This is a genomic window from Bradyrhizobium sp. AUGA SZCCT0158 (genome assembly GCF_018130065.1).
Taxonomy (GTDB): Bacteria; Pseudomonadota; Alphaproteobacteria; order Rhizobiales; family Xanthobacteraceae; genus Bradyrhizobium.
This window is the reverse complement of sequence record NZ_JAFCME010000041.1, coordinates 28,470-48,618: the sequence shown is the minus strand read 5'-3', so window position 1 is coordinate 48,618 and position 20,149 is coordinate 28,470. Positions and strand designations below refer to the sequence as shown.

Below are 20,149 nucleotides of genomic sequence, written 5' to 3'. Positions count from 1 at the left end.
CTCCGCCTTGGTTCGGCGAAGCTTGAAGAACAGTTTCTTCTGAGCCGTACCGGTCCCCATCTTCACAAGCGACCAGGTGCGCAGGATGTACTCCTGAATGGAGGCCCTGATCCACCACATCGCATACGTCGCAAGGCGAAAGCCGCGCTCCGGATCGAAGCGCTTCACCGCGATCATCAAGCCGACATTCCCCTCGGACACGATGTCGGCCATCGGCAGCCCGTAGCCCCGATAGCGCATGGCGATCTTGGCCACGAGACGCAGGTGACTGGTAACCAGCCGGTAGGCGGCGTCCCGATCACCTTGCTCTCGCCAGCGCCGGGCGTAGGAACACTCTTCCTCCGGGGTCAGCATGGGAAACTTGCGGATTTCCGCGAGGTAGCGGGACAGTCCGTCAGACAGGGTTGGGAGTGAGATTGCGCTTCTCTCCATCGTGCAGCCTCTTCTTCACCACGACATCTACCTCCATGCGCGGCAACGGTGATCGCGCGTACCGCCAAACCAGAACGAATGGCTTCGGTTCCTTCGTAGAAGAGAAAATCAACACCGCCAGAGCCTTCGACAAGCGGACCGTTCGAAGGGCAATACTCCGCTCAGGAGCGAGGCGCCCAACTGCTCAAAAGCGTGCACGTCTTCCAAGGGAAAGATTACGGCCGGAACGGGCTGCGTGACCGGTTCGCCCGTCTCGTGTCTCGCTATGAGAAAAAGGGCGCCCGCCACCAGCATTACCGCGGCTATTGCCAGTCCCAGCATGGCCAAGAACAAGTCGTCGTCGTCCATCGATGGCTTCTGCCGCTACCGACCCGCACCCAACGGCTCATCTGCCACGGCGGCAATCTGCCGTGCGCGATGGCCCCGGTACCAAAACATCGATGGAAAAAAATGGTTCCGAGATACCAAAGACGCGCCTGGCGCTGCGATGGCGGAGCGTCTCGCCCTTCAACTGCCTCTCGCCGTTACGGCAGGTGATCAGCCCGATGGCAAGGTCGTTTCGAATTAGCAGAAATCGTGTCAAGCCCCAGAATAAAAAAAGAATTCCGTTTACCAGAAGGAAAATCAGAGGTATGTGTTTGCCCATCCCGTCCTACTCAGAAGGGCGTCGGCCGTCGTCACGGACGTTGGGCGGGTTGCGGTGGACGCTGGTTTACGCTTCGACGACGGCGTGGACAAGCGTACGGCAAAACCGTGTGGTCCTGGCACCCGTTGCAGGTGTCAAGTTGCCGGGTAGGCGAGAGCCGAACGGCAGCGACGGAGTCAACCAAGAACTCGTCTCCGGGGAGATCACGGCATAAGCCGTAAAGCCATTGCGCAGGGAATGTCGGATGTTCTCCGCTGCCCTGTATGCTCATGTGCAGCTTTCTTAGCACAATCGCACATGAGACCGCGGGTGCAGCGCGCATCCGGCATTCCCTGCGCCCTCTTATTTGGGGCAAGGAAATCTGGCAAACCTCGGGCGCAATGTGTCGCGAGAAGGCGAACCTGCGTTTAGACCACAGTGCAACAGCAAACACCGCCGTCGTCCCGGCCTTGAGCTCAGATGCGCAATTGCGCATCGGGGGACCCATAACCACAGGGAGAAGTTTTGCGGAAGGTGTCTGCTATCGAGCCTTCACCGAGAGATCACGCGGTATGGGTCCCGGCCTTCGCCGGGACGACAACTCAGGGGCCATACTCCCCCAAAAACCAAGCCCATTTCCCGCCAAAACCCTATACTTAACAAACCCGTAATGGCCCGGGCCGAAACCGCCTTGATCCGACCAAAAAGCCGTTGTTGGTTGGCCGCGCCGGAGCCCGGACGCCGATTCACATGATTTTGGCTGATGATAGCGAGAAGGATCGCAAATGCGCAGGAATCTCACCTTTCTCCTCGGCACGGTCACCGGCGTCTGTTTGACCGTTCTGGTCGCCGGACCGCAGGGGGCGCATCTGGTTGCGGCCGCCAAGGCTGCGGCCCGCACCGACGGCACCTATTCGCAGCTCAATCTGTTCGGTGACGTGTTCGAGCGCATTCGCGCCAGCTACGTCGAGAAGCCCGACGATTCCAAGCTGATGGAGGGCGCCATCAACGGCATGATCTCCTCGCTCGATCCGCATTCGCGCTACATGAATGCGAAGGGCTGGAGCGACATGCAGGAGACCACGCATGGCGAATTTGGCGGGCTCGGCATCGAGGTCACGATGGATGATGGCCTCGTCAAGGTGGTGGCGCCGATCGACGACACGCCCGCCGCCAAGGCCGGCATCATGTCGGGCGATCTGATCACGCAGATCGACGATGATTCCATTCAGGGCATGACGCTCGATCAGGCCGTCAGCAAGATGAAGGGGCCGGCCAACAGCAAGATCCGCCTCAAGATCGTCCGCAAGGGCGCGGATACGCCGGTCGAGGTCGCGATCGTGCGCGAAATCATCCGGGTGCGGCCGGTGCGCTTCCGCACCGAGGGCGGCGATATCGGTTATATCAGAATTACCAGCTTCAACGAGCAGACCACCGACGGCCTGCGCAAGGCGATCGCGGATATTTCAAAGTCGATCCCATCCGACAAGCTGGTGGGCTACGTCATCGACCTGCGCAACAATCCGGGCGGCCTGCTCGATCAGGCGGTGTCGGTGTCGAGCGCTTTCATGGGGCGGGGCGAGGTGGTCTCGACCCGCGGCCGCACGCCGGAGGAAACCCAGCGTTTCGTCGCGCGCGGCGGCGACCTGACCAAAGGCAAACCGCTCGTCGTGCTGATCAACGGCGGATCGGCATCGGCCTCGGAAATCGTGGCCGGCGCCTTGCGCGACCACAAGCGCGCCACCATCATCGGCACGCGTTCGTTCGGCAAGGGCTCGGTGCAGACGATCATTCCGCTCGGCAAGTCCAACGGCGCGCTGGCACTGACGACCGCGCGCTATTTCACGCCGTCCGGAAAATCGATCCAGGCCCAGGGCGTCACGCCTGACATCGAGGTGCTGCAGGACGTGCCGGACGAACTGAAGAGCCGTGCCGAGCTGAAGGGCGAAGCGTCGATGCGTGGCCACCTGGCGGGCGACGGCGCCGAGCAGACCGGTTCGCAATCCTACGTGCCGCCTGACGTCAAGGACGACAAGGCGCTCGGTGCCGCCTACAATCTGCTGCGCGGCGTCACCGTCAACGCCAATGCGCCGGCGGTTGCTTCGTCGAAGCGGGCGGTGCCGAACTAGGCAGATTCCGCAGCGGCGCCGTCGCGGATCGAGAGACTTAAAAAAGAGCCCCGCCGGAGCGGGGCTCGAGATTTGTGGTCTCGTCACTTGCTATTTGGATTCTGATCAGGGTTTTGCGCCGGCGGGTTGGCTTGGCCCGAAGTTGAGGGCGCCGCGCCGGTGGTCTGCCCGGGCTGCGTGTTCTGGTTTGCAGCCGGCTGATTGCTACCCTCTCCAACCGCGGATTGGTTTTGCGGCGCGGCCTGTCCGGTCGTGTTCTGCTGCGCCGACTGGTTCTGGGCAGACGGCTGTTGGCCTGTCGTCGACTGCTGCTGGGGCGGGTTGGTCTGGTTGCTTCCCTGTCCGGCGGCATTCTGCTGAGTCACGGGTTGCTGCGCTCCGACTTGGCCCTGGCCGGTCGTGGTCGATGGATTGCTGGTCGACTGGCTACCGGTTACGTTCTGGCCGGACTGAATCCGGTTTGACAGTCCCAGTGCGCCAACGGTGCTCGTATCGATGCTGCCGCTGGCTTGGATGCCCTGCTGCCGCTGGAAGGTGATCAGCGCCTCGCGTGTCCGGGGACCCAACACGCCATCCGCTTCACTGGTGAGCAAGCCGCGATCAATCAGAACCCGCTGTACCTCGCGGATCTCGATCTCGCTGAGATTGAGCGCCATGGTGCCTCCGCCGCTACCGCCGCTGCTAAAGCGCGCACGCGGCCCGGCCGGCACAACGTCGACGACGCGGCGTTCGCGATCCAGGAACACGACTTCGTCTTCGACGACGAAGAAGCTGTAATCGCGGTACTGCGGGAATACATCGATCATGGCGGGGAAAGCCGAGATCGACACCGCATGCACGTGCGAAGGCACGATCACGCCGGTGTTGATTGCGAAGTTGACGCTATTGATGTTGACGCGCGGGGCGTTGCTCGCAGAGATCACCGACTGGTGAATCGTTGTTTGCTGCTGCGCGCTAAGCGTCATGCCGCTAGCCGAGGTAGTCTGGCTGGTGGTCTGGCTCGCCTGGTTCTGAGTTGCGATGCCGGGTTGATTTTGCGTCGGGCCTTGGGTTGCCGAACCGCTCTGGGTCTGGGTTGCTGCGCCTGTCGTCCCCTGGTTCTGCGTAGCGGTGTCAGGTTGCTGTTGTCGCGCCTGGTTGCCCGTCTGCTGCTGAGCATCAGCGCCGGTCTTGTTCTGGTTCTGGGTTGCGGCCTTGGACTGATCTTGCTGACGCGTCTGAGCGCCGTCCTGCCGCGTAGCATCGGGCTTGTTACCTTCCGACTTGCGGGTTTGCTCGCTGTTCCGACCCTGTCCGATGGTCTGGTCCTTGCGGCCCTGGTCTCGCTGGGCCTGGCCACGCTCGGCCTTGTTGCTACGATCGATCTGCCGCTCGGTTTGCTCCTCGCCGCGGGAACCTTCGCGCCCGGCCTGTCCTGTCGTTGTCTGCGAACGCTGCATTTCCTTGCCGCGGGCCTCGCTCCGATCGATCTGCCGGCCGCTCGGGCCTTCGGCCCGCCCGCCTTCTCTCATGCCTCCCTGTCCGCGCGTCTCGTTTTGCATCTGGGCTCCCGAGGAACGGCCGCCAGATGCGCCCGAGGACATCCCGTGTTCACCGGCGCCGCTGATGCCGCCGGTACCTGCGCCCTCGCGCATTCCCTGTGCGGTCGCGACAGTCACGCCCGCCAACAGCGCTGCGGTACTGAGTAGAAGTTTTCTCTTCATGATCCTGGTTTCCATCTTCTGTACCTCCTCAAATTTTTTTGCTGGTTCCGGCGCGCGGCACATCGCGTTCCACGCATCTTTGCATGCCGCCTGCTTGAGCCGCATAGCCTCACCTTGCAAACAGCATAGGCGATGGCACGCAACCGACACGGCGGCACGTTACCTGCGCCATCGGTCGTGTTGCACGGGAGCGAACTGGCGAACGAGCCGCCGGGTTGCTCCAACTAAAAACGATGGTGTGGCGCAGCCGTTCCCGTTCCGAGGTCGATTTGCTGTCGATGTCGAGAGCGCGGAAAAGCGACTTCAGAAAGTTCCTGCGAGGATGGAACCAGCGAGGAGACACCCTACGGAAAAGGAAGAGCGACGTATGACGAATGTCGTCAGGCCTAAGCGGCGGGCTTGCGCCTGCGGGACCGCACCGGGCTCGCGGCGGCGGCAGGCCGGTGCGCGAGCAGCAGGGGCTTGATGTCGGCGCCGGGTCGTGGCGGACTGAACAGATAGCCCTGCATCTCCGAACAGCCGAGCGCGCGCAGCAATTCGCGCTGCTGCTCGGTCTCGACGCCTTCCGCCGTCGTCGTCATGTGGCGCGCGGCGGCGATGTTCACCACCGCCTCGACAATGCTGGCCGACCCTTCCGGCTCGCCGATATCGGTGACGAAGCAGCGGTCGATCTTGATCTTGTCGAACGGGAAGCGCTTCAGATAGCTCAGCGAGGAATAGCCGGTCCCGAAATCGTCGAGCGCTATCCTGACCCCGATGGCGCGTAGCTGGTGCAGGATGGCAAGCGCCGCTTCGTCGTCGCGGATCAGCACCGCTTCGGTGATCTCGAGCTCCAGCCGGCCCGCGGCAAGGCCCGAGGCCCCAAGGGCTGCCATCACCTTCAGCGCCAAAGTTCCGCTCTTGAACTGCACCGGCGAAACGTTGACCGCAAGACGGACATCGTCCGGCCAGGTCGCGGCCTCGGCGCACGCCGTGGTCAGCACCCACTCGCCGAGCTGATTGATCAGGCCGGTCTCTTCGGCGATCGGCACGAAGTCGGCCGGCGAAATGATGCCGCGCTGCGGATGGCGCCAGCGCACCAGCGCTTCGCAGCCGGTGATCCTGCCGTCCCGCAGGTCCAGACACGGCTGGTAATAAACCTCGAAGCCGCCATCGACGATGGCCTGTCGCAGGTCCATTTCCAGCACGCGGCGGGCGCGCACCTGGGCGTCCATTTCCGGCTGGAAGAAACGATGGGTACGGCGGCCGGCGGCCTTGGCGGCGTACATCGCCAGATCCGCGTTCTTCAGGATCTGGTCGAGGTCGGAACCGTCTTTCGGCGCCAGCGCGATGCCGATCGAGGCGTCGGTGGTCACGTGATGGCCGAGGCATTCGTACGGAGCGCGGATCGCATCATAGATGCGGTGGACGAGTTCGGTGACCTCGTCGGCGCCCGTCACCCCGGTCTGCACGATGGCGAATTCGTCGCCGCCGAGCCTCGCCACGAAATCGGTCTCGCGCACGCAAGCACGGAGGCTGACCGCGACGGCCTTGAGCAACTCGTCGCCGATCATGTGTCCGAGCGAGTCGTTGATGCTCTTGAACTCGTCGATGTCGATATAGAGCACGGCAAGCTGCCGGTCGGCCGCGACGTGAGGCAATTCCTGCTTGAGTTGTTCGTGGAACAGCGTGCGGTTCGGCAGGTCGGTCAGCGCGTCGTAATGGGCGAGGTGGGTGATGCGCTCCTCGGCCTGGCGTTGTTCGGTGACGTCTTCATGGGTGGCCACCCATCCGCCGTCCGCCAGCGGTTCGTTGACGACCTGGACCGAACGTCCGTCGGGCGTCGTGATGATCATCGCGTTGCGCTGTCCGACGTCGCGCAGCACCCGCACGACGTAGCGGTCGACGTCGCCGGTGAACGATCCGGTCTGTTTCCGATGCGCGATCACGTCGCGGAAACTGCAGCCCGGCTTCACGATCTCGGCCGACAGGCCGTACATATCGAGATAGCGCTGGTTGCAGATGACGAGGCGCTGCGAGGAATCGAACAGCAGCAGGCCTTGCGTCATATTGTTGACGGCGGTGTCGAGTCGCTGCTTTTCCAGCGTCAGCCGCTGTCGCGATGCGCGGTGCTGCTGCAAGAGCTTGCGCACCACCAGGGACAACAGCACGGCAATCGCCAGCACGGACAGGCCTGCCACCGCGATCAGGAGGCTGATCTGCTCACGCCAGTCGGCGAGCGCGGCCGATGTCGTCGTCGACGCGACGATTACGATTGGAAATTTGCTCAGCGCGCGGGAGGAGATCACGCGGTCCTTGCCGTCGAGCGGACTGGTCAGGCGGGACGTTGTATGATCCTGGTCGAAGACCTGTTGCTGGCGGGCCGGGCCGGTCTTGAAATTCTTGCCGATCAAATCCTGCGCGTGCGGATAACGGGCGAGCAGCGTGCCGTCGCGGTGGTGCATGGCGATCGCGGCGTCAGGGCCGAGCGCCACCGTGGCAAAGAACCTCTCGAAATTGGCCGGTTCGATGCCTCGGCCGATCGCGCCCAGGAATTCGCCGTTTGGTCCGCTGACCTTGCGCAGGATCACGGTGGTCCAGGCGCCGGTGATGCGGCTGTGGACGGCCTCGATCAGCATCGCCGGCGAATCCGGGCTGGACTTGAAAGTCCTGAAGTAAGCCCGGTCCGCCACATTGACCGGCGGCACGGGCCAGGCGGCCGACGAATTGATCAGCTGGCCGTCGGCGTCCAGGACGTTGACGCTGCCGACATAGGACAGCGCGTCCATCTTGGACTTCAGCATCAGATGGATTTCCGCGGTGGACATCCGACGCTTGTAGTTCTCCAGAGTGGCGATCCCGCTGGTGCGCATGAAGGTGATGAGGTCCTTTTGGACGACCTCGAAATCTTCGAGCTGTTGATCGAAATGCCGGGCCAGCAGCAGCACGGTGTTTTCCAGCTCGCGCTCGCTGTTGCGCAGCGCGCGTTCGCGGAAATTGCCGGCCATGATGGTCGCGCCGATCGCGATCGCGGCGATCAGCAGCACGCCGCCCAGGATCAGCCATCGGATCGGACCGCCGCGAAAGATCGGCTTGATCGTGAAAGAGGCGGTGTTGACTGAACCCATTGAACGAGATCGCTGCCAGGAATTAATCCCGGAAGCAGTGTTGCGTACTTCCGGTCCGTGACTGTGCTACCGCGCCGAGATGGAATTGACGTTAGCAAGCCTGGTTAACGAAACGTTAGCCAGGTAGCGAATGCTGCCCATGACAACCTCGTCAGGGCCTAGTTCCGAAGGGGGGCGTGGGTCGGGCGGAACATGATTGCAACGATGGCGGCGGCGATGATGTTGGCGGCGACGCCGGCCAGGATCGGCAGCGTATAATCGCCCGTGAGATCGAATGCGTAGCCGGCGGTGCTGGGACCGATCAGGGTACCGAACGCGACGCTGGTGTAGAGGATGCCGATAATGCCGCTGACGTTGCGGCCGCCGAAATAGTCCATCACCACGGCCGGAAGCACTGCGACCCAGGCGCCGTAGATCATGCCGTAGACGAAGGCGAAGCCGGCGAGCTGCCAGAAATTCGTCGAGACCAGCCAGATCGCCAGCGCGCCTGCCATGCCGATGAAGAGCAGCAGCAGGGCGGTCGGGCGGCCGATCCGGTCGGCGAGCCCGCCGAGGAAGAAGCGGCCGGCGGTAGAACCGATGCCGATGACACCGAGCAGCAGCACCGCGGAGGAGGCCGCAACGCCGTGATCCCCGGCATAGGGAACGAGGTGCACGAAGGGCACGAACAAGCCGAACGAGCAGATCAGGCAGGCGGCATAAAGCGCAATGAAGTGTGGTGAGCGGATCGCCCCGCTGACCGTGGCGCCCTCAGTTTGTGCCGGGATGGCGCCCGGCAGGACCGGATCGCCGTCGGGGTTGAGACCCCGTGCGCGCGGATCGTTCTCCAGCAGCAGTGCCATCCCGCCGCCAAGGATGGCGGCGATGGCGCCGAGCGCCAGGTAAGCGCCGCGCCATCCCAGCGTCTCGATCAGCAGCGTCGCCAGCGGCGGCATCACCAGCGTGCCGACGCCGATGCCGCTCACGGCAAGACCGGAGGCAAAGCCGCGCCGCCGCACGAACCACCGCTGCACCGCGCCGACCGCGGGCACATAGGCGCAGCCGATGCCAAGTCCGACACCGAGGCCGTAAGCGGCATAGACCTCGAGCAAATTGCGTGCGGCACCCGCCGCGGCGAGCCCGAGCCCGATCAGCAGCATGCCTGCCAGCGCGAGGCGGCGGGAGCCGTAGCGGTCGGCGAGGGGGCCACTGACGATGCCGAGGGCAAAATAGAGAAAGCCCGCGAGCGAAAACACCAGCGAGACCGAGCCGCGCGAGGCGCCGAAATCGCGCTGCAGCGATTCCAGGAACGCGCTGAACGTATAGGCGCAGCCGAAGCCGACGAAGGTTACGGCGAACGCGGCCGCCACGACGAACCAGCCATAGAAGATGCGGGAGTTGGGCAGCGCGGATTGGATACTCACTATTGCCTCCACGGGCTCGGAGCGGGATGGCGACGGTGCCAGGATGTGCTCCTCTGGAAGGCTGCGCCGGCACGTATCAGCGTGGCTTCGTCCAGATGCGCGGCCACAAGCTGAAATGCGATCGGCAATCCGCTTGCGGAGAAGCCGCCGGGCAGGGTGATGGTGGGATGGCCGGTCATGTTGAAGGGGCAGGTGTATTCCTGCAGCCTGGCAATCAGGTCCGGCTGCTCGCCGAGCGTCTTGATCATGGCGAGGGTCAGGGGCGGAAATGGGTGTACCGGAATGAGCAGCACATCGACGGTCTCGAACAGCGATGTGATCCGGCCGCGCAATTCCAGTCGCCGCAGCAGTATTTTCTGGTAGTCCAGCCCAGATTGCGCGCGGCCTGTCTCGATGACGGAGGCGAGAACGGGACCATATTCGTGCTTGCGCGCCGGATAGGTTGCTTCGTGCGCGACCGCGGCCTCCACCGCGCAGTTCGGAACCCAATCGGCGACGGCTTGCTTCACGTCGGGAAACTGCAGGTCGACGAGATCAGCACCCTGCGCACGCATGACCTCCATCGCTTCCCAGAGCACCCGCTGGGTTGCTAGGTCCACGCCGTCGATGCTCCATTTCGCGTCGAACCCAATCCGCAGCGCGCGCACATCCTGCTCGGCCGCGGCGAGATAGTCGGGCACGGGAGCGGGGACGGCTGTTGGATCGGCGCGGTCGGGTCCGGCGATGACGCCGAGCATCGCGCCGGCATCCGCCGCGCTCCGGGCGATGGTCCCGACATGGTCCAGGGTCGCTGCGAGTTCGAACACGCCGTGGCGGCTGACGCGTCCCCAGCTTGGCTTCAAGCCGGTCAGGCCATTGGCGGCGCACGGCCATCGGATCGAGCCACCGGTATCGGAGGCGAGCGAGCCGTAACAAAGCCCTGCCGCCGTTGCGACCGCCGAGCCGCTCGACGAAATGCCCGGCCAATAATCGGCATTCCATGGATTCTTTGGCGGAGTCACTGACGGGTGGTGGTCGGAATAGGCGCCTTCTGTAAGCTGCAGCTTGCCCAGCACCACCGCGCCGGCTTCCTTCAAACGGCGCACCACGCTTGCGTCTTGATCGGGACGGAAATCGCGATGGACGGCGGTCCCGGCGGCCGTCGGAACACCCTTGGTCCAGAACAGGTCCTTGAGCGCAATCGGGACGCCATGCAGCGGCCCGCGATAGCGTCCGGCAGCAATTTCGGCGTGCGCCGTTTCGGCCTGGGCCATCGCGGCATCGGCCATCACCTGGACGTAGCTGGCGAGTTCACCGTCCAAGGCAGCGATGCGGTCGAGGTGTGCGCGCGTGACTTCCGGCGACGAAATGCGGCGCGTCCTGATGCGCGCCGCAATCTGCGTGAGCTCGAGGTAATGCAAATCCGCGGTGGCGATATCCATTCTCTGTCTCCATCATCGACATGGTCGGAATCGGATCATGCTTCGACACCTGTATAGTAATTATACTGGTGTCTCTTGCTGTCAACCGGTAAATATGCTTTACTGGTGTTGATGTCGCGGGAATCAAAAAAATTCGGCGTTCCGGACGAGCTGGCCAATCTCTATGATTTCGCCAATACACTCGACGTCAGGCACTTCACGCATCACGGCATGCCGCATCCGCAAGGCGATGAGCTGACCAGCGCGCCGGAGCTCGCGAGCTGGATGTCGCAGCGCGGGCTGGCGCCCACCAGCGCAAAGCTCACGCCGGCGATGTTTGCAACCGCGACCGAGCTGCGGACGTTGGTTCGCGACTATCTGCAGTGCGATCCGCTGGAGCGGCACGGAAACAGAGATGCGGTTCGCGCGCTGAGCAAAGCGCTGAAATATTTTCCGTTGGTCGTGGCCGCAGGGGATGACGGCATGGTGCTGCAGGCAGCGCGCGAAGATGCGCTCGCAGGACTGTCGCCGATTGTCGCAGAACTCTATGACGGCTCCAGAAATGGAACGCTTGATCGGCTGAAAATGTGCGCGTCTGACGAATGCCGCCGGGTATTCTTCGACCGCTCGAAACCATCGACGCGGCGCTGGTGCATGTCATCGCTGTGCGGGAACCGGATGAAAACACGCAGCTATCGCGAGCGGCAACGCAACGCCGGATAAATCATTGTGACCCGTCACTCGGTCACGACCGGCGGACGGAACGGTGTTTTCTCGCCGATTGCGATCAGTCCCCGGCGCGGTAATGTCCGGACTTGCCGCCCTTTTTCTCGACCAGATGAATTCCTTCGATGCGCACGCCGCGCTCGACTGCCTTGATCATGTCGTAGATCGTCAGGCACGCGACCGACACCGCCGTCAGCGCTTCCATCTCGACGCCGGTCGGCCCGGTGACCTTCACGGTGGCGCGGACGACGCAGCCGGGCAATTTCTTGTCGGGCGTGACGTCGAGCGTGACCTTCGATAGCGCCAGCGGATGGCACAGCGGGATCAAATCCGAGGTGCGCTTGGCCGCCATGATGCCGGCAATGCGGGCGGTGCCCAGTACGTCGCCCTTTTTGGCGTTGCCGGAGACGATCAGTTCGAGCGTCGCCTTGCTCATGACGACGCGGCCTTCGGCAACGGCTGTGCGTTCGGTGGCGGGTTTGGCCGACACGTCGACCATCCGCGCTTCGCCCGATGCATCGATGTGGGTGAGGGCGCCGCCTTTGGAAGCCTTCCGCGCCATCGCCTAGCGCGTCCCGGTGGCGCGCGGCACGTCGGTTCGGGCAAGCAACGCCCGCGTGGCCGCAGTGACGTCGGCCTGGCGCATCAGGCTTTCGCCGACCAGGAAGGTCGCCATGCCGACGCGCGCGAGGCGCGCAAGGTCCGCCGGCGTAAAGATGCCGCTTTCGCCGACCATCAGGCGATCCCCGGGGATCAGCGGCGCGAGCGCCTCGCTGGTCACCAGCGTGGTCTCGAAGGTGCGCAAATTGCGGTTATTGACGCCGATCATCGGCGAGCGAAGCTTTAGCGCGCGATCGAGCTCCGCGCGGTCGTGGATTTCGATCAGCACGTCCATGCCATGCGCGATGGCGGCATCTTCCAGATCTCTGGCCGTGCCGTCATCGAGTGCGGCCATGATGATCAGGATGCAGTCGGCGCCATGGGCGCGGGCCTCGACCACCTGATAGGTGTCGAACAGGAAATCCTTGCGCAGCACCGGCAAATTGGTCGCCGCGCGTGCCGCGACCATGAAATCGAGATGGCCCTGGAACGAGGGCGTATCGGTCAGGATCGACAGACACGCCGCACCGCCGGCTTCATAGGCTTTTGCCAATGCCGGCGGATCGAAGTCGGCTCGGATCAGCCCCTTGGAGGGCGAAGCCTTTTTTACCTCCGCGATCAGCGCGTAGTCACCGCGATCAAGCTTTTCACGGATCGCATGCAAAAAGCCGCGCGGCGGCGGCGCGGTTTTGGCCAGCGCTTCAAGGCTTGCCAGCGGATGCTCGCGCTTGGCGGCGGCGATTTCCTCGCGCTTGTAAGTCTCGATCTGGCTCAGAATGTCGGACATGTCAGGCGCTCCCGCGGTCAGCCGTTGGACACCGCGATCAAATGCTTGAGTTTTGCAGCGGCGGCGCCGCCGTCGAGCGATTTGGTGCCCAGCGCGACGCCTTCCTTCAAATCCCTGGCGCGGCCGGCGACGATCAGCGCCGCCGCGGCGTTCAGGAGAGCGACGTCGCGGTACGCGCTCGGCTTGCCGCTCAGCACGCCTTGCAGCGCCACCGCGTTGGCGTCGGCATCGCCGCCCTTCAACGCTTCGCCGCCGACGCGGGCGAGGCCGGCCTCTTCCGGCGTCACCTCGAAGGTGCGGACATTGCCGTTCTCAAGGCTTGCGACAAAACTCGGGCCGGTGAGGGTGATTTCGTCGAGACCGTCGGAGCCGTGCACCACCCAGACCGACTCGGAGCCGAGGTTCTTCAGCACCTGCGCCAGCGGCTGCACCCAGTGCCTCGAGAATACGCCGACCATTTGCCGCTTGACGCCGGCCGGGTTGGACAGCGGTCCGAGCAGGTTGAAGATCGTACGCGTGGCGAGTTCGACCCGGGTCGGGCCGACGTTCTTCATGGCCGGATGGTGCGCGGGCGCGAACATGAATCCGATGCCGGCTTCCTGTACGCAACGGCCCACCTGGTCGGGCGAAAGATCGATCCTGACACCGAGCGAGGCCAATACGTCGGCCGCTCCCGAGCGCGAAGACAGCGCGCGGTTGCCGTGTTTGGCGACGGGCACACCGGCGCCCGCGACAATGAAGGAGGCGCAGGTCGACACGTTCACCGACCCGGAACCGTCGCCGCCGGTGCCGACCACGTCGACGGCCTCCGCCGGCGCCTTGACCCGCAGCATCTTGCCGCGCATCGCCGACACCGCGCCGGTGATTTCGTCGACCGTCTCGCCGCGCACCCGCAGCGCCATCAATAGTCCGCCCATCTGCGAGGGCGTCGCCTCGCCGGACATCATGCTGTCGAAAGCGGAGGCAGCCTCCTCACGCGACAGCGTCGCACCGGTGGCGACTTTTCCGATGATAGATTTGAGGTCGTCCATCGCGTTGCTTTCAGGATTGGGACGTCTTTATCGCTTGAGCATGACCTTCGAGCAAACGCTACGCGTTTGTCGAGGGAAAACCGGTGCCCACGTCCCGGATCATGCTCAGTTGCTGTTCGCGCCCGTCACCTGTGCGAAGGCCGCCTGGTTGATTGTCGTGCCGATCTCTGACTCGATCTTCGTGACGTACTGCGCGATCTGTTCGTCGGTGAGGCCCCGCAGCAATGTCTCCTTCAGTTTCGTGACCTCGTCGGCCGCGACGTTGACCGAGGGCATGCTGACATCGGTGACGCGGTACACGATCCACTCGCTGCCCCCGGCGCCGGCGGTTTGTCCGACGCCATCCTTGGCGGTGCGAAACGCTGCGGTGATGAGGCTCGACGGCACGCCGGATGGAGCGGCGTCGCGCCGGAAGCCGGTTGCGGTTTCGACCTTCGAGCCGATCGACGCGGCTTCTTCAACCAAGGTGCCGCCACCCTCGAGCTTGCCGACCATCTCGGTCGCCTTCGCGCGCAGCTTGCTCGAGATCTGGTCTTCGCGCCACTTGGTTTCGACCTGGGCGCGGACCTCGTCGAGAGTGCGTTCACGCGACGGTGTAACGCCGAGTACGTCGTACCAGACATAGCCGCCGGCAAACTGGATCGGATCGTTGTCGACGCCGACATTGCTTGCGAAGGCTTGGCTGACCACTTCGAGACCGCGCGGAATATTGCCGACCGGCCGGCCGTCAGGGCCGCGGCCGGAGCGGTCGACGGCCTCGATGGTGACTGCCGTCAGTCCGAGCTTCTGGGCGGCTTCGACCACGCTGGCGCCGCCGCCACGCTCGTCTTCCATCTTGTTGTGGAGTTCGGCGACCTTGCCGCGCGCCCGCTCGGTCGCGATTTCCTTTTTTATCTGCGCCGCGACGCTTTCATAGGAAGGCGTCGTAGCCGGTTCGATCTTGCCGACCTTGACCAGCGCCACGACGAACTGGCCTTTTATCGGCTGGCTCACCTCGCCGGAGGGCAGCGCGAACGCCGCGTCGGCGATGGCCGGATCGATGATGGCGGATTTTGCCGTCATGCCGAGGTCAACAAGATTGGCGTTATGCTCCTTGGCGACGTCGTCGAATGACATTCCGGATGTGATGCGGCTGCGCGCGGTGAGGGCTTCCTCGGCGTTTTGAAACACCATCTGCTGCACTTCGCGCTTCTCGGGCGTACCGATCCGGTTACGGCTCTGCTCGAATACCTTCTTCGCATCCTCGTCGGAGACTTCGGACCATTTGCCAAGTTCCTCGGGGCTGACCACGATGAACGACAGTTTGCGAAATTCGGGTGCGCGGAACTGGGTCTTGTGGTCTTCGAAATAGGCGGCGAGCGTCTCGGGCGAGGGCGTGTCGATGGTGCCGGCCCGCGCGGCGTCGAGTTTGATGTAATCGACCGAGCGCTGCTCGTTCTGGTACCGGGTCAAGGCATCGATCATGAGCTTCGGCGGCTCGAGCCCGGCCGTGACGGTGTCCGCGATCTGGCGCCGCAAGCCCAGGCGCCGCCGCTCGGCGAGGTAGCGCTGCTCGGTGTAGCCGGCCTGGCGGATCGCGGCCTGGAAGCGCGCCGGATCGAAATTGCCGCCCAATCCCTTGAACGCGGGATCGTTGTAGATAACCCGCATGGCCTCGGCATCCGACTGTGCAAGGCCCATGCGCCGCGCCTCCTCGTCGAGGGCGGCTTCCGCGATGGTCTGCTGCAGCACCTGGCGATCAAGCCCAAACAAGCGGGCCTGCTCCTGGGTCAGCGGACGGCCGAACTGACGGCCGAGCTGCTGCAGCTTGTCGGTGTAGATCTGGCGGAATTGCTCGGTCGAGATTTCGGTCTTGCCGATCTTGGCCAGCGTCGACTGCCCAAAGCCCTTGAAGATGTCGGCGATGCCCCAGACAGCAAAGCTGAGAATCAGCACGCCCATCACGACGCTCATGACGGCCTTGCCGAGCCAGTTTGATGAGGCTTTGCGTATTCCTCGAAGCATGGGTCCGTCTTCTATCTAAAAATTAAGGGACTGATTTCATTAGCTTTTTCGGTTTCCCGCCCGCACCTCAGCCATAGGTGCGAGAATAGATGTTCTTTTTTCGGTCTCGGCACGGTCTAACTTGCCGATGGCCCCCGCGGCAAGCCTGCCGCGGTTCGCGCTTTTGGCGTACAGCGTCGCCATCCGCCGGCCGGACCAGCCGAAAAACGGCCTCCGGTTCGCGCTCGGTCGCCACGTTTCCGGCCGCCCGGGTCACCGCGGCCGTGCGCATGCCGTGAACCGATTTCCGGGCCTCACCCGCCAGATCTGTCTGCGACGCCACGAATTCGGTCCCCCGGTGCGCACTTGGTCCACGGCGCGCCACGGAAGATGAAGGCGGCGTCGCCGGTGGGCCGGCCTCAAGCGTAGTCTCCGGCTGCGGCAGCGGCAACTCGACTCGCATGCCGGTCTTTGTCGATCGAGATGACGGTTCGACGCACCGGTAGGCCGCACGAACTCCGGTGGGCGTATTCGGCCTCAATCCGAGTCATGGCACGGCGATGGATCGATCCTGATTGTCGGGGCGACGCGCTGGTCCGCGACTACCTCGTGACCAAGTCCAGCGTTGAGACTTTGTTTCCGGCTGCAGCCGCATCCGCATCATTCGGCTCGATAATACAAATGCACTTCGCCGCCATTTGGCATGAGGCGGGATATTCGCTTGATACGTCCCTCGGCGGTTAACCGGTTCAACTTGTGATGCGTTGTTGCGCGCGCCCCAAGTTCATAGCGCATCCAAATCTCAGTGGCGCCCTCTGCATTGTCTTCACTGATTGGAATGGTTGCCCACAACCGATCGACGTCGGGCATGCTGCTGTCTCTTCATTGAGTCCTAGCGCAAGATCGAACAAACCCAGGCGCTCTGCGAGAGCGCCATGCAGAAAGCTAACAGTCAGCTCCGTCGTGGAAAAGAAGATTGGGAAAAATTAGTAGTAGTACGGAGCGCTACAGCCGGCGCTGGCACAAATTGCATAGGAAGGAGCGAGCCCACGCAGGGCCCGTCAATTGCGTCGGCAGAGGCAGGCCGGTCGATACGCGCTTCACGGTTTCATTTGTCGCGCAGCCACGCGGCGTTCTTACCGCAGAACCGCATCCGCTATACTGGTCTGGTGAACAATTTTAGCAACGGCGGCCCCCGATGTTTGCCTAACGGGCTTCGACGGCGCTGCGCTTTCCTTTACAGCTGCGTCAAGTTGAAGGGCCGCGGCCATTGTGAAGTCATCGCCGCCGCCGCTAACGGTCCCGAGCTCGTCCATATTCAGTTCGCGAATTTCAGGCACGGTCCCTTTCCACGGTGGCGGTAGTTTTTCCTGTCGGTAGGCTAGCCGGCTGTTCAAATTTGAATGTGTCAGGAGTCACACAACAAACTTGTTCTTTGCGTACAGACTCAGGTCAGATCGGCCCGCCGTTTCACGCGGGTATTTCGCACCCATTCAACTCGGGCCGCCCATTCCAATGGCGGCGGCCGACGGTCAGCCATAAATTCCCCGGACGCTCTCTGATCAGTTGCCGACGAGGCACTCCGCCGGACTAGCTGAACGCAAGAACGAGCCAACTTGAGCACAACATCACAAGGGCGGTTATGATTAGCGCGAGGAATCCGCCGGACACGAAGTCATGATCACGCATGGCACACCTCCTGTCGGGAACGGAGGCTGGTCCGCATTTATTAAAAATTTCGGAATCAGCTTAAGGATCTCTGGACGGGCCTATTGAAGCGGTTAACGGCTCAGAGATCACTTGAAGCGGTATCTGGAACTGGTCGCGCGCCTCTGCTAGCGGAGGGGGCCCCATATTCGAGAGAAAATCGACATGACCGACCCCATTCGGCCCCTGATCGCCGGCAACTGGAAAATGAACGGCCTCAAGTCCTCCCTCGCCGAATTTGAAGCGATGCGCGAAGGTGCCGCAGCGGTGGCCGCCAAGGCCGACCTGCTGGTCTGCCCGCCGGCGACCCTGATCGCCACCTTGGCCGACAAGGCCAAGGGCTCAAAACTCGCCGTCGGCGCCCAGGATTGCCACCCGAAGGCCTCGGGCGCCCATACCGGCGACCTTTCGGCCGAAATGCTGGCCGATGCCGGCGCCAGCGCCATCATTGTCGGTCATTCCGAGCGCCGCGCCGACCACGGCGAAACCGATGCCCTGGTCCGGCAGAAGGCGGAAGCCGCCTGGCGAGCAGGGCTGACTGCCATCGTCTGCATCGGCGAAACCCAGGGCCAGCGCGACGCCGGGCAGACGCTGGACGTCTGCGGTGGCCAGCTCAAAGGCTCGCTGCCGGACGGATCGACGTCAGCCAACCTGGTGGTGGCCTACGAGCCGGTCTGGGCGATCGGCACCGGCCTGACCCCGACGGCCAAGGATGTCGAGCAAGTTCATGCGTTTATCCGGGGTGTTCTCACCGACCGATTTAAGGCCGAGGGCGGCAAGATCCGGATTCTCTATGGCGGTTCGGTCAAGCCCTCGAATGCGGCCGAGCTGATGGCGGTCGCCAACGTCAACGGCGCGCTGGTCGGCGGCGCCAGCCTGAAGGCGGTGGACTTTTTGGCGATCGCGGCGGGGTGTTGAGTTCAGACGGGCGCGGCGTCCTTTAGCCGCTTCCAGTAGAACATCGTGCCCGTCATGCCGCCGAGGGGCTTGTACGCATAGTCCGGAATGATCCCGGCCAACTTGAAGCCGACGCGCTCGTATAATCCGGACGCGCCTTCGTCGTCGGCGGTGTCGAGCACCAGCAGCCAGCGTCCGTGATCGATCGCCACGCGTTCGGCCGCGTATAGCAGCGTCTTTGCGACGCCACGGCCGCGGTGGCTGACCCGCGTCATCATCTTGACGATTTCCGCCCGGTGCGGCTGGTTGAGTGCAAGGTCCAGCACCAGCGTTACCGTTCCGACCAGTTGATCGCCGTCGAAGGCGCCGAGAATGATCCGTTCTCCGCGCGCCGCCGCAGCCAGCGATTTGTCCCAGAAGGCATTGGCGACCTCCTGATGCAGCGGATGCATGAAGCTGACCGAGCCGCCATGGGCCACCGCCTCGATCAGTATCTCACTGAGGCTCGCGCGGATATCGGGCGACGGGCTCAAGGGTTTGATTTCGATATCAGGCATGTCGTTCAGCCCTCGTTTCCTGGCCGCACGGGCCTGCTTGATCTCTGCAATCCGCTCGACATCCTCGATCTGGAGATGTCGGCCGCGTTCGAGAATTTCCAACGTGTACTCTTCATAAGTGAGCCCGAGCCGTTCGGCCTTTTGAATGCGAAAGGCGACGATGCCGGGCGAGGGGTTGTGCCACGCCCTGCGGTGCGCAGCCTTCCAGTAGAAGTAATTTCCGATTCCCTCATCACCCCATTCCGGCCGGTGCTTATCGTCGAGTGGTGGGCCGCCATTGTGGCCGGCCGCGATATCGTTGGCGGGGCTCGCCTGTTCGATCGCGGTGCTCTTGAAGGCAACCTCCGACATCGTTGCTAGCTCCGGGCCAGCGCCACGACATAAATGCAGGGTGCGGCGCTCTCGTTGGCAAAGGTCGTTTGCGCGGGCGGACCGAATCCGAGGCAATCGCCGGTACCGAGGAGATACCTCTCGCCGGCCTCGATGATCACGAGTGCGCCCGCCTGTACCCAGACCACCTGTCGGATATGGGCGTAGGATGAGGCCGGCAGCGTCACGCGCTGTCGTGCCGGCAGTTCGACCCTGATGACTTCGAGCGGATGATCGGGGCGATTAAATAGCTGTGTGCGCAGATAGCCGGTCTCGGGATCGCGCCAGACCGGCTGTTCGCTGGCGCGCGAAAGGCGCTCGCCCTGGCCCTCGGCGCGCAACATCAGGCCGGCAAGCGTGAGGTCGAAGGCGCTTGCGAGCCGGACCAGCACCACCGCGGTCGGGCTGACTTCGGCACGCTCGATCTTGCTGATGGTGGCCTTCGAGACCCCCGATCGTTCGGCGAGATCGGCCAGCGACCAGCCGCGGCTGTCGCGCTCGAGACGCAGGCGCTGCGCCAGCCGGTTGCTCAAGTCGTCCACAATAGTATCCATATGTCTACTATAAGAGAAGTCGGCCGCCGCTCGCAAGCAGGAAATGTCGCGACTTCGTGCGGCTCCGCGGCTTGTTGGAAAGCCTGCGGCAATTATCTCCAGAGCAGCTGTTGGGGGTGACAATGCCCCGTCCGATAGT

The 20,149-nt window shown here is 63.4% G+C and carries 15 protein-coding genes; 3 read left to right on the top strand and 12 right to left on the bottom strand.

Annotated elements, in window-relative coordinates:
* Positions 1-432 (bottom strand): sigma-70 family RNA polymerase sigma factor (locus JQ574_RS32715; RefSeq protein ID WP_212210355.1); only part of this gene is annotated, 432 nt, incomplete at its 3' end.
* A gap of 1,410 nt (positions 433-1,842) precedes the next feature.
* On the opposite strand from JQ574_RS32715, the gene JQ574_RS32710 reads away from it, so the two are divergent.
* Positions 1,843-3,186 (top strand): S41 family peptidase, encoded by a 1,344-nt coding sequence (locus JQ574_RS32710; RefSeq protein WP_212214442.1) that lies wholly within the window; start codon positions 1,843-1,845, stop codon positions 3,184-3,186.
* Positions 3,187-3,269: 83 nt separating this feature from the next.
* Here the strand turns inward: JQ574_RS32710 and JQ574_RS32705 are convergent, their stop codons facing one another.
* The 4 genes from JQ574_RS32705 to JQ574_RS32690 all read right to left on the bottom strand — a co-directional run bounded on the left by JQ574_RS32705 (position 3,270) and on the right by JQ574_RS32690 (position 10,820).
* Positions 3,270-4,994: a peptidoglycan-binding protein gene (locus tag JQ574_RS32705; protein WP_249119754.1), complete on the bottom strand. Its 1,725-nt coding sequence runs from the start codon at positions 4,992-4,994 to the stop codon at positions 3,270-3,272.
* Between the two features lie 281 nt (positions 4,995-5,275).
* Positions 5,276-7,996, bottom strand: coding sequence for an EAL domain-containing protein (locus JQ574_RS32700; protein ID WP_212214422.1), 2,721 nt, complete (start codon positions 7,994-7,996; stop codon positions 5,276-5,278).
* 158 nt (positions 7,997-8,154) lie between these two features.
* Positions 8,155-9,399 (bottom strand): MFS transporter, encoded by a 1,245-nt coding sequence (locus JQ574_RS32695; RefSeq protein ID WP_212214420.1) that lies wholly within the window; start codon positions 9,397-9,399, stop codon positions 8,155-8,157.
* Positions 9,399-10,820, bottom strand: a complete 1,422-nt coding sequence (locus tag JQ574_RS32690) for an amidase (protein WP_249119753.1) — start codon at positions 10,818-10,820, stop codon at positions 9,399-9,401. Before JQ574_RS32690 ends, JQ574_RS32695 begins: the two co-directional genes overlap by 1 nt.
* A 111-nt stretch (positions 10,821-10,931) precedes the next feature.
* Here JQ574_RS32690 and JQ574_RS32685 point away from each other — a divergent pair, with 111 nt between their 5' ends.
* Positions 10,932-11,522, top strand: a complete 591-nt coding sequence (locus tag JQ574_RS32685) for a CGNR zinc finger domain-containing protein (RefSeq protein WP_212214411.1) — start codon at positions 10,932-10,934, stop codon at positions 11,520-11,522.
* A 64-nt stretch (positions 11,523-11,586) separates the two neighbouring features.
* Here the strand turns inward: JQ574_RS32685 and moaC are convergent, their stop codons facing one another.
* From moaC to JQ574_RS32660, 5 genes are all read right to left on the bottom strand, one after another.
* Entirely contained in the window at positions 11,587-12,087 is a 501-nt protein-coding gene (moaC, locus tag JQ574_RS32680) for a cyclic pyranopterin monophosphate synthase MoaC (protein WP_212214408.1), read from the bottom strand.
* A gap of 3 nt (positions 12,088-12,090) precedes the next feature.
* Complete coding sequence (trpC, locus tag JQ574_RS32675) at positions 12,091-12,912, bottom strand: indole-3-glycerol phosphate synthase TrpC (protein WP_212214406.1); 822 nt, start codon at positions 12,910-12,912, stop codon at positions 12,091-12,093.
* Positions 12,913-12,929: 17 nt separating this feature from the next.
* The gene (gene trpD / locus JQ574_RS32670; protein WP_212214398.1) at positions 12,930-13,943 is read right to left on the bottom strand and encodes an anthranilate phosphoribosyltransferase; all 1,014 of its coding nucleotides are present in this window, start codon (positions 13,941-13,943) and stop codon (positions 12,930-12,932) included.
* A gap of 105 nt (positions 13,944-14,048) precedes the next feature.
* Positions 14,049-15,947, bottom strand: a complete 1,899-nt coding sequence (locus JQ574_RS32665; RefSeq protein WP_212214395.1) for a peptidylprolyl isomerase — start codon at positions 15,945-15,947, stop codon at positions 14,049-14,051.
* Positions 15,948-16,586: 639 nt separating this feature from the next.
* A complete protein-coding gene (locus JQ574_RS32660; protein WP_212214392.1) occupies positions 16,587-16,796 on the bottom strand; it encodes a hypothetical protein in 210 nt (69 codons plus the stop codon).
* Positions 16,797-17,798: 1,002 nt separating this feature from the next.
* Between JQ574_RS32660 and tpiA the strand changes: the two genes are divergently transcribed.
* Positions 17,799-18,551, top strand: coding sequence for a triose-phosphate isomerase (tpiA, locus tag JQ574_RS32655; protein WP_212214389.1), 753 nt, complete (start codon positions 17,799-17,801; stop codon positions 18,549-18,551).
* A 2-nt stretch (positions 18,552-18,553) separates the two neighbouring features.
* Here tpiA and JQ574_RS32650 read toward each other — a convergent pair whose 3' ends face one another.
* Positions 18,554-19,087: an N-acetyltransferase gene (locus JQ574_RS32650; RefSeq protein ID WP_212214448.1), complete on the bottom strand. Its 534-nt coding sequence runs from the start codon at positions 19,085-19,087 to the stop codon at positions 18,554-18,556.
* Between the two features lie 356 nt (positions 19,088-19,443).
* The gene (locus JQ574_RS32645) at positions 19,444-20,010 is read right to left on the bottom strand and encodes an XRE family transcriptional regulator (protein ID WP_212214386.1); all 567 of its coding nucleotides are present in this window, start codon (positions 20,008-20,010) and stop codon (positions 19,444-19,446) included.
* Between the last annotated feature and the right edge of the window lie 139 nt (positions 20,011-20,149).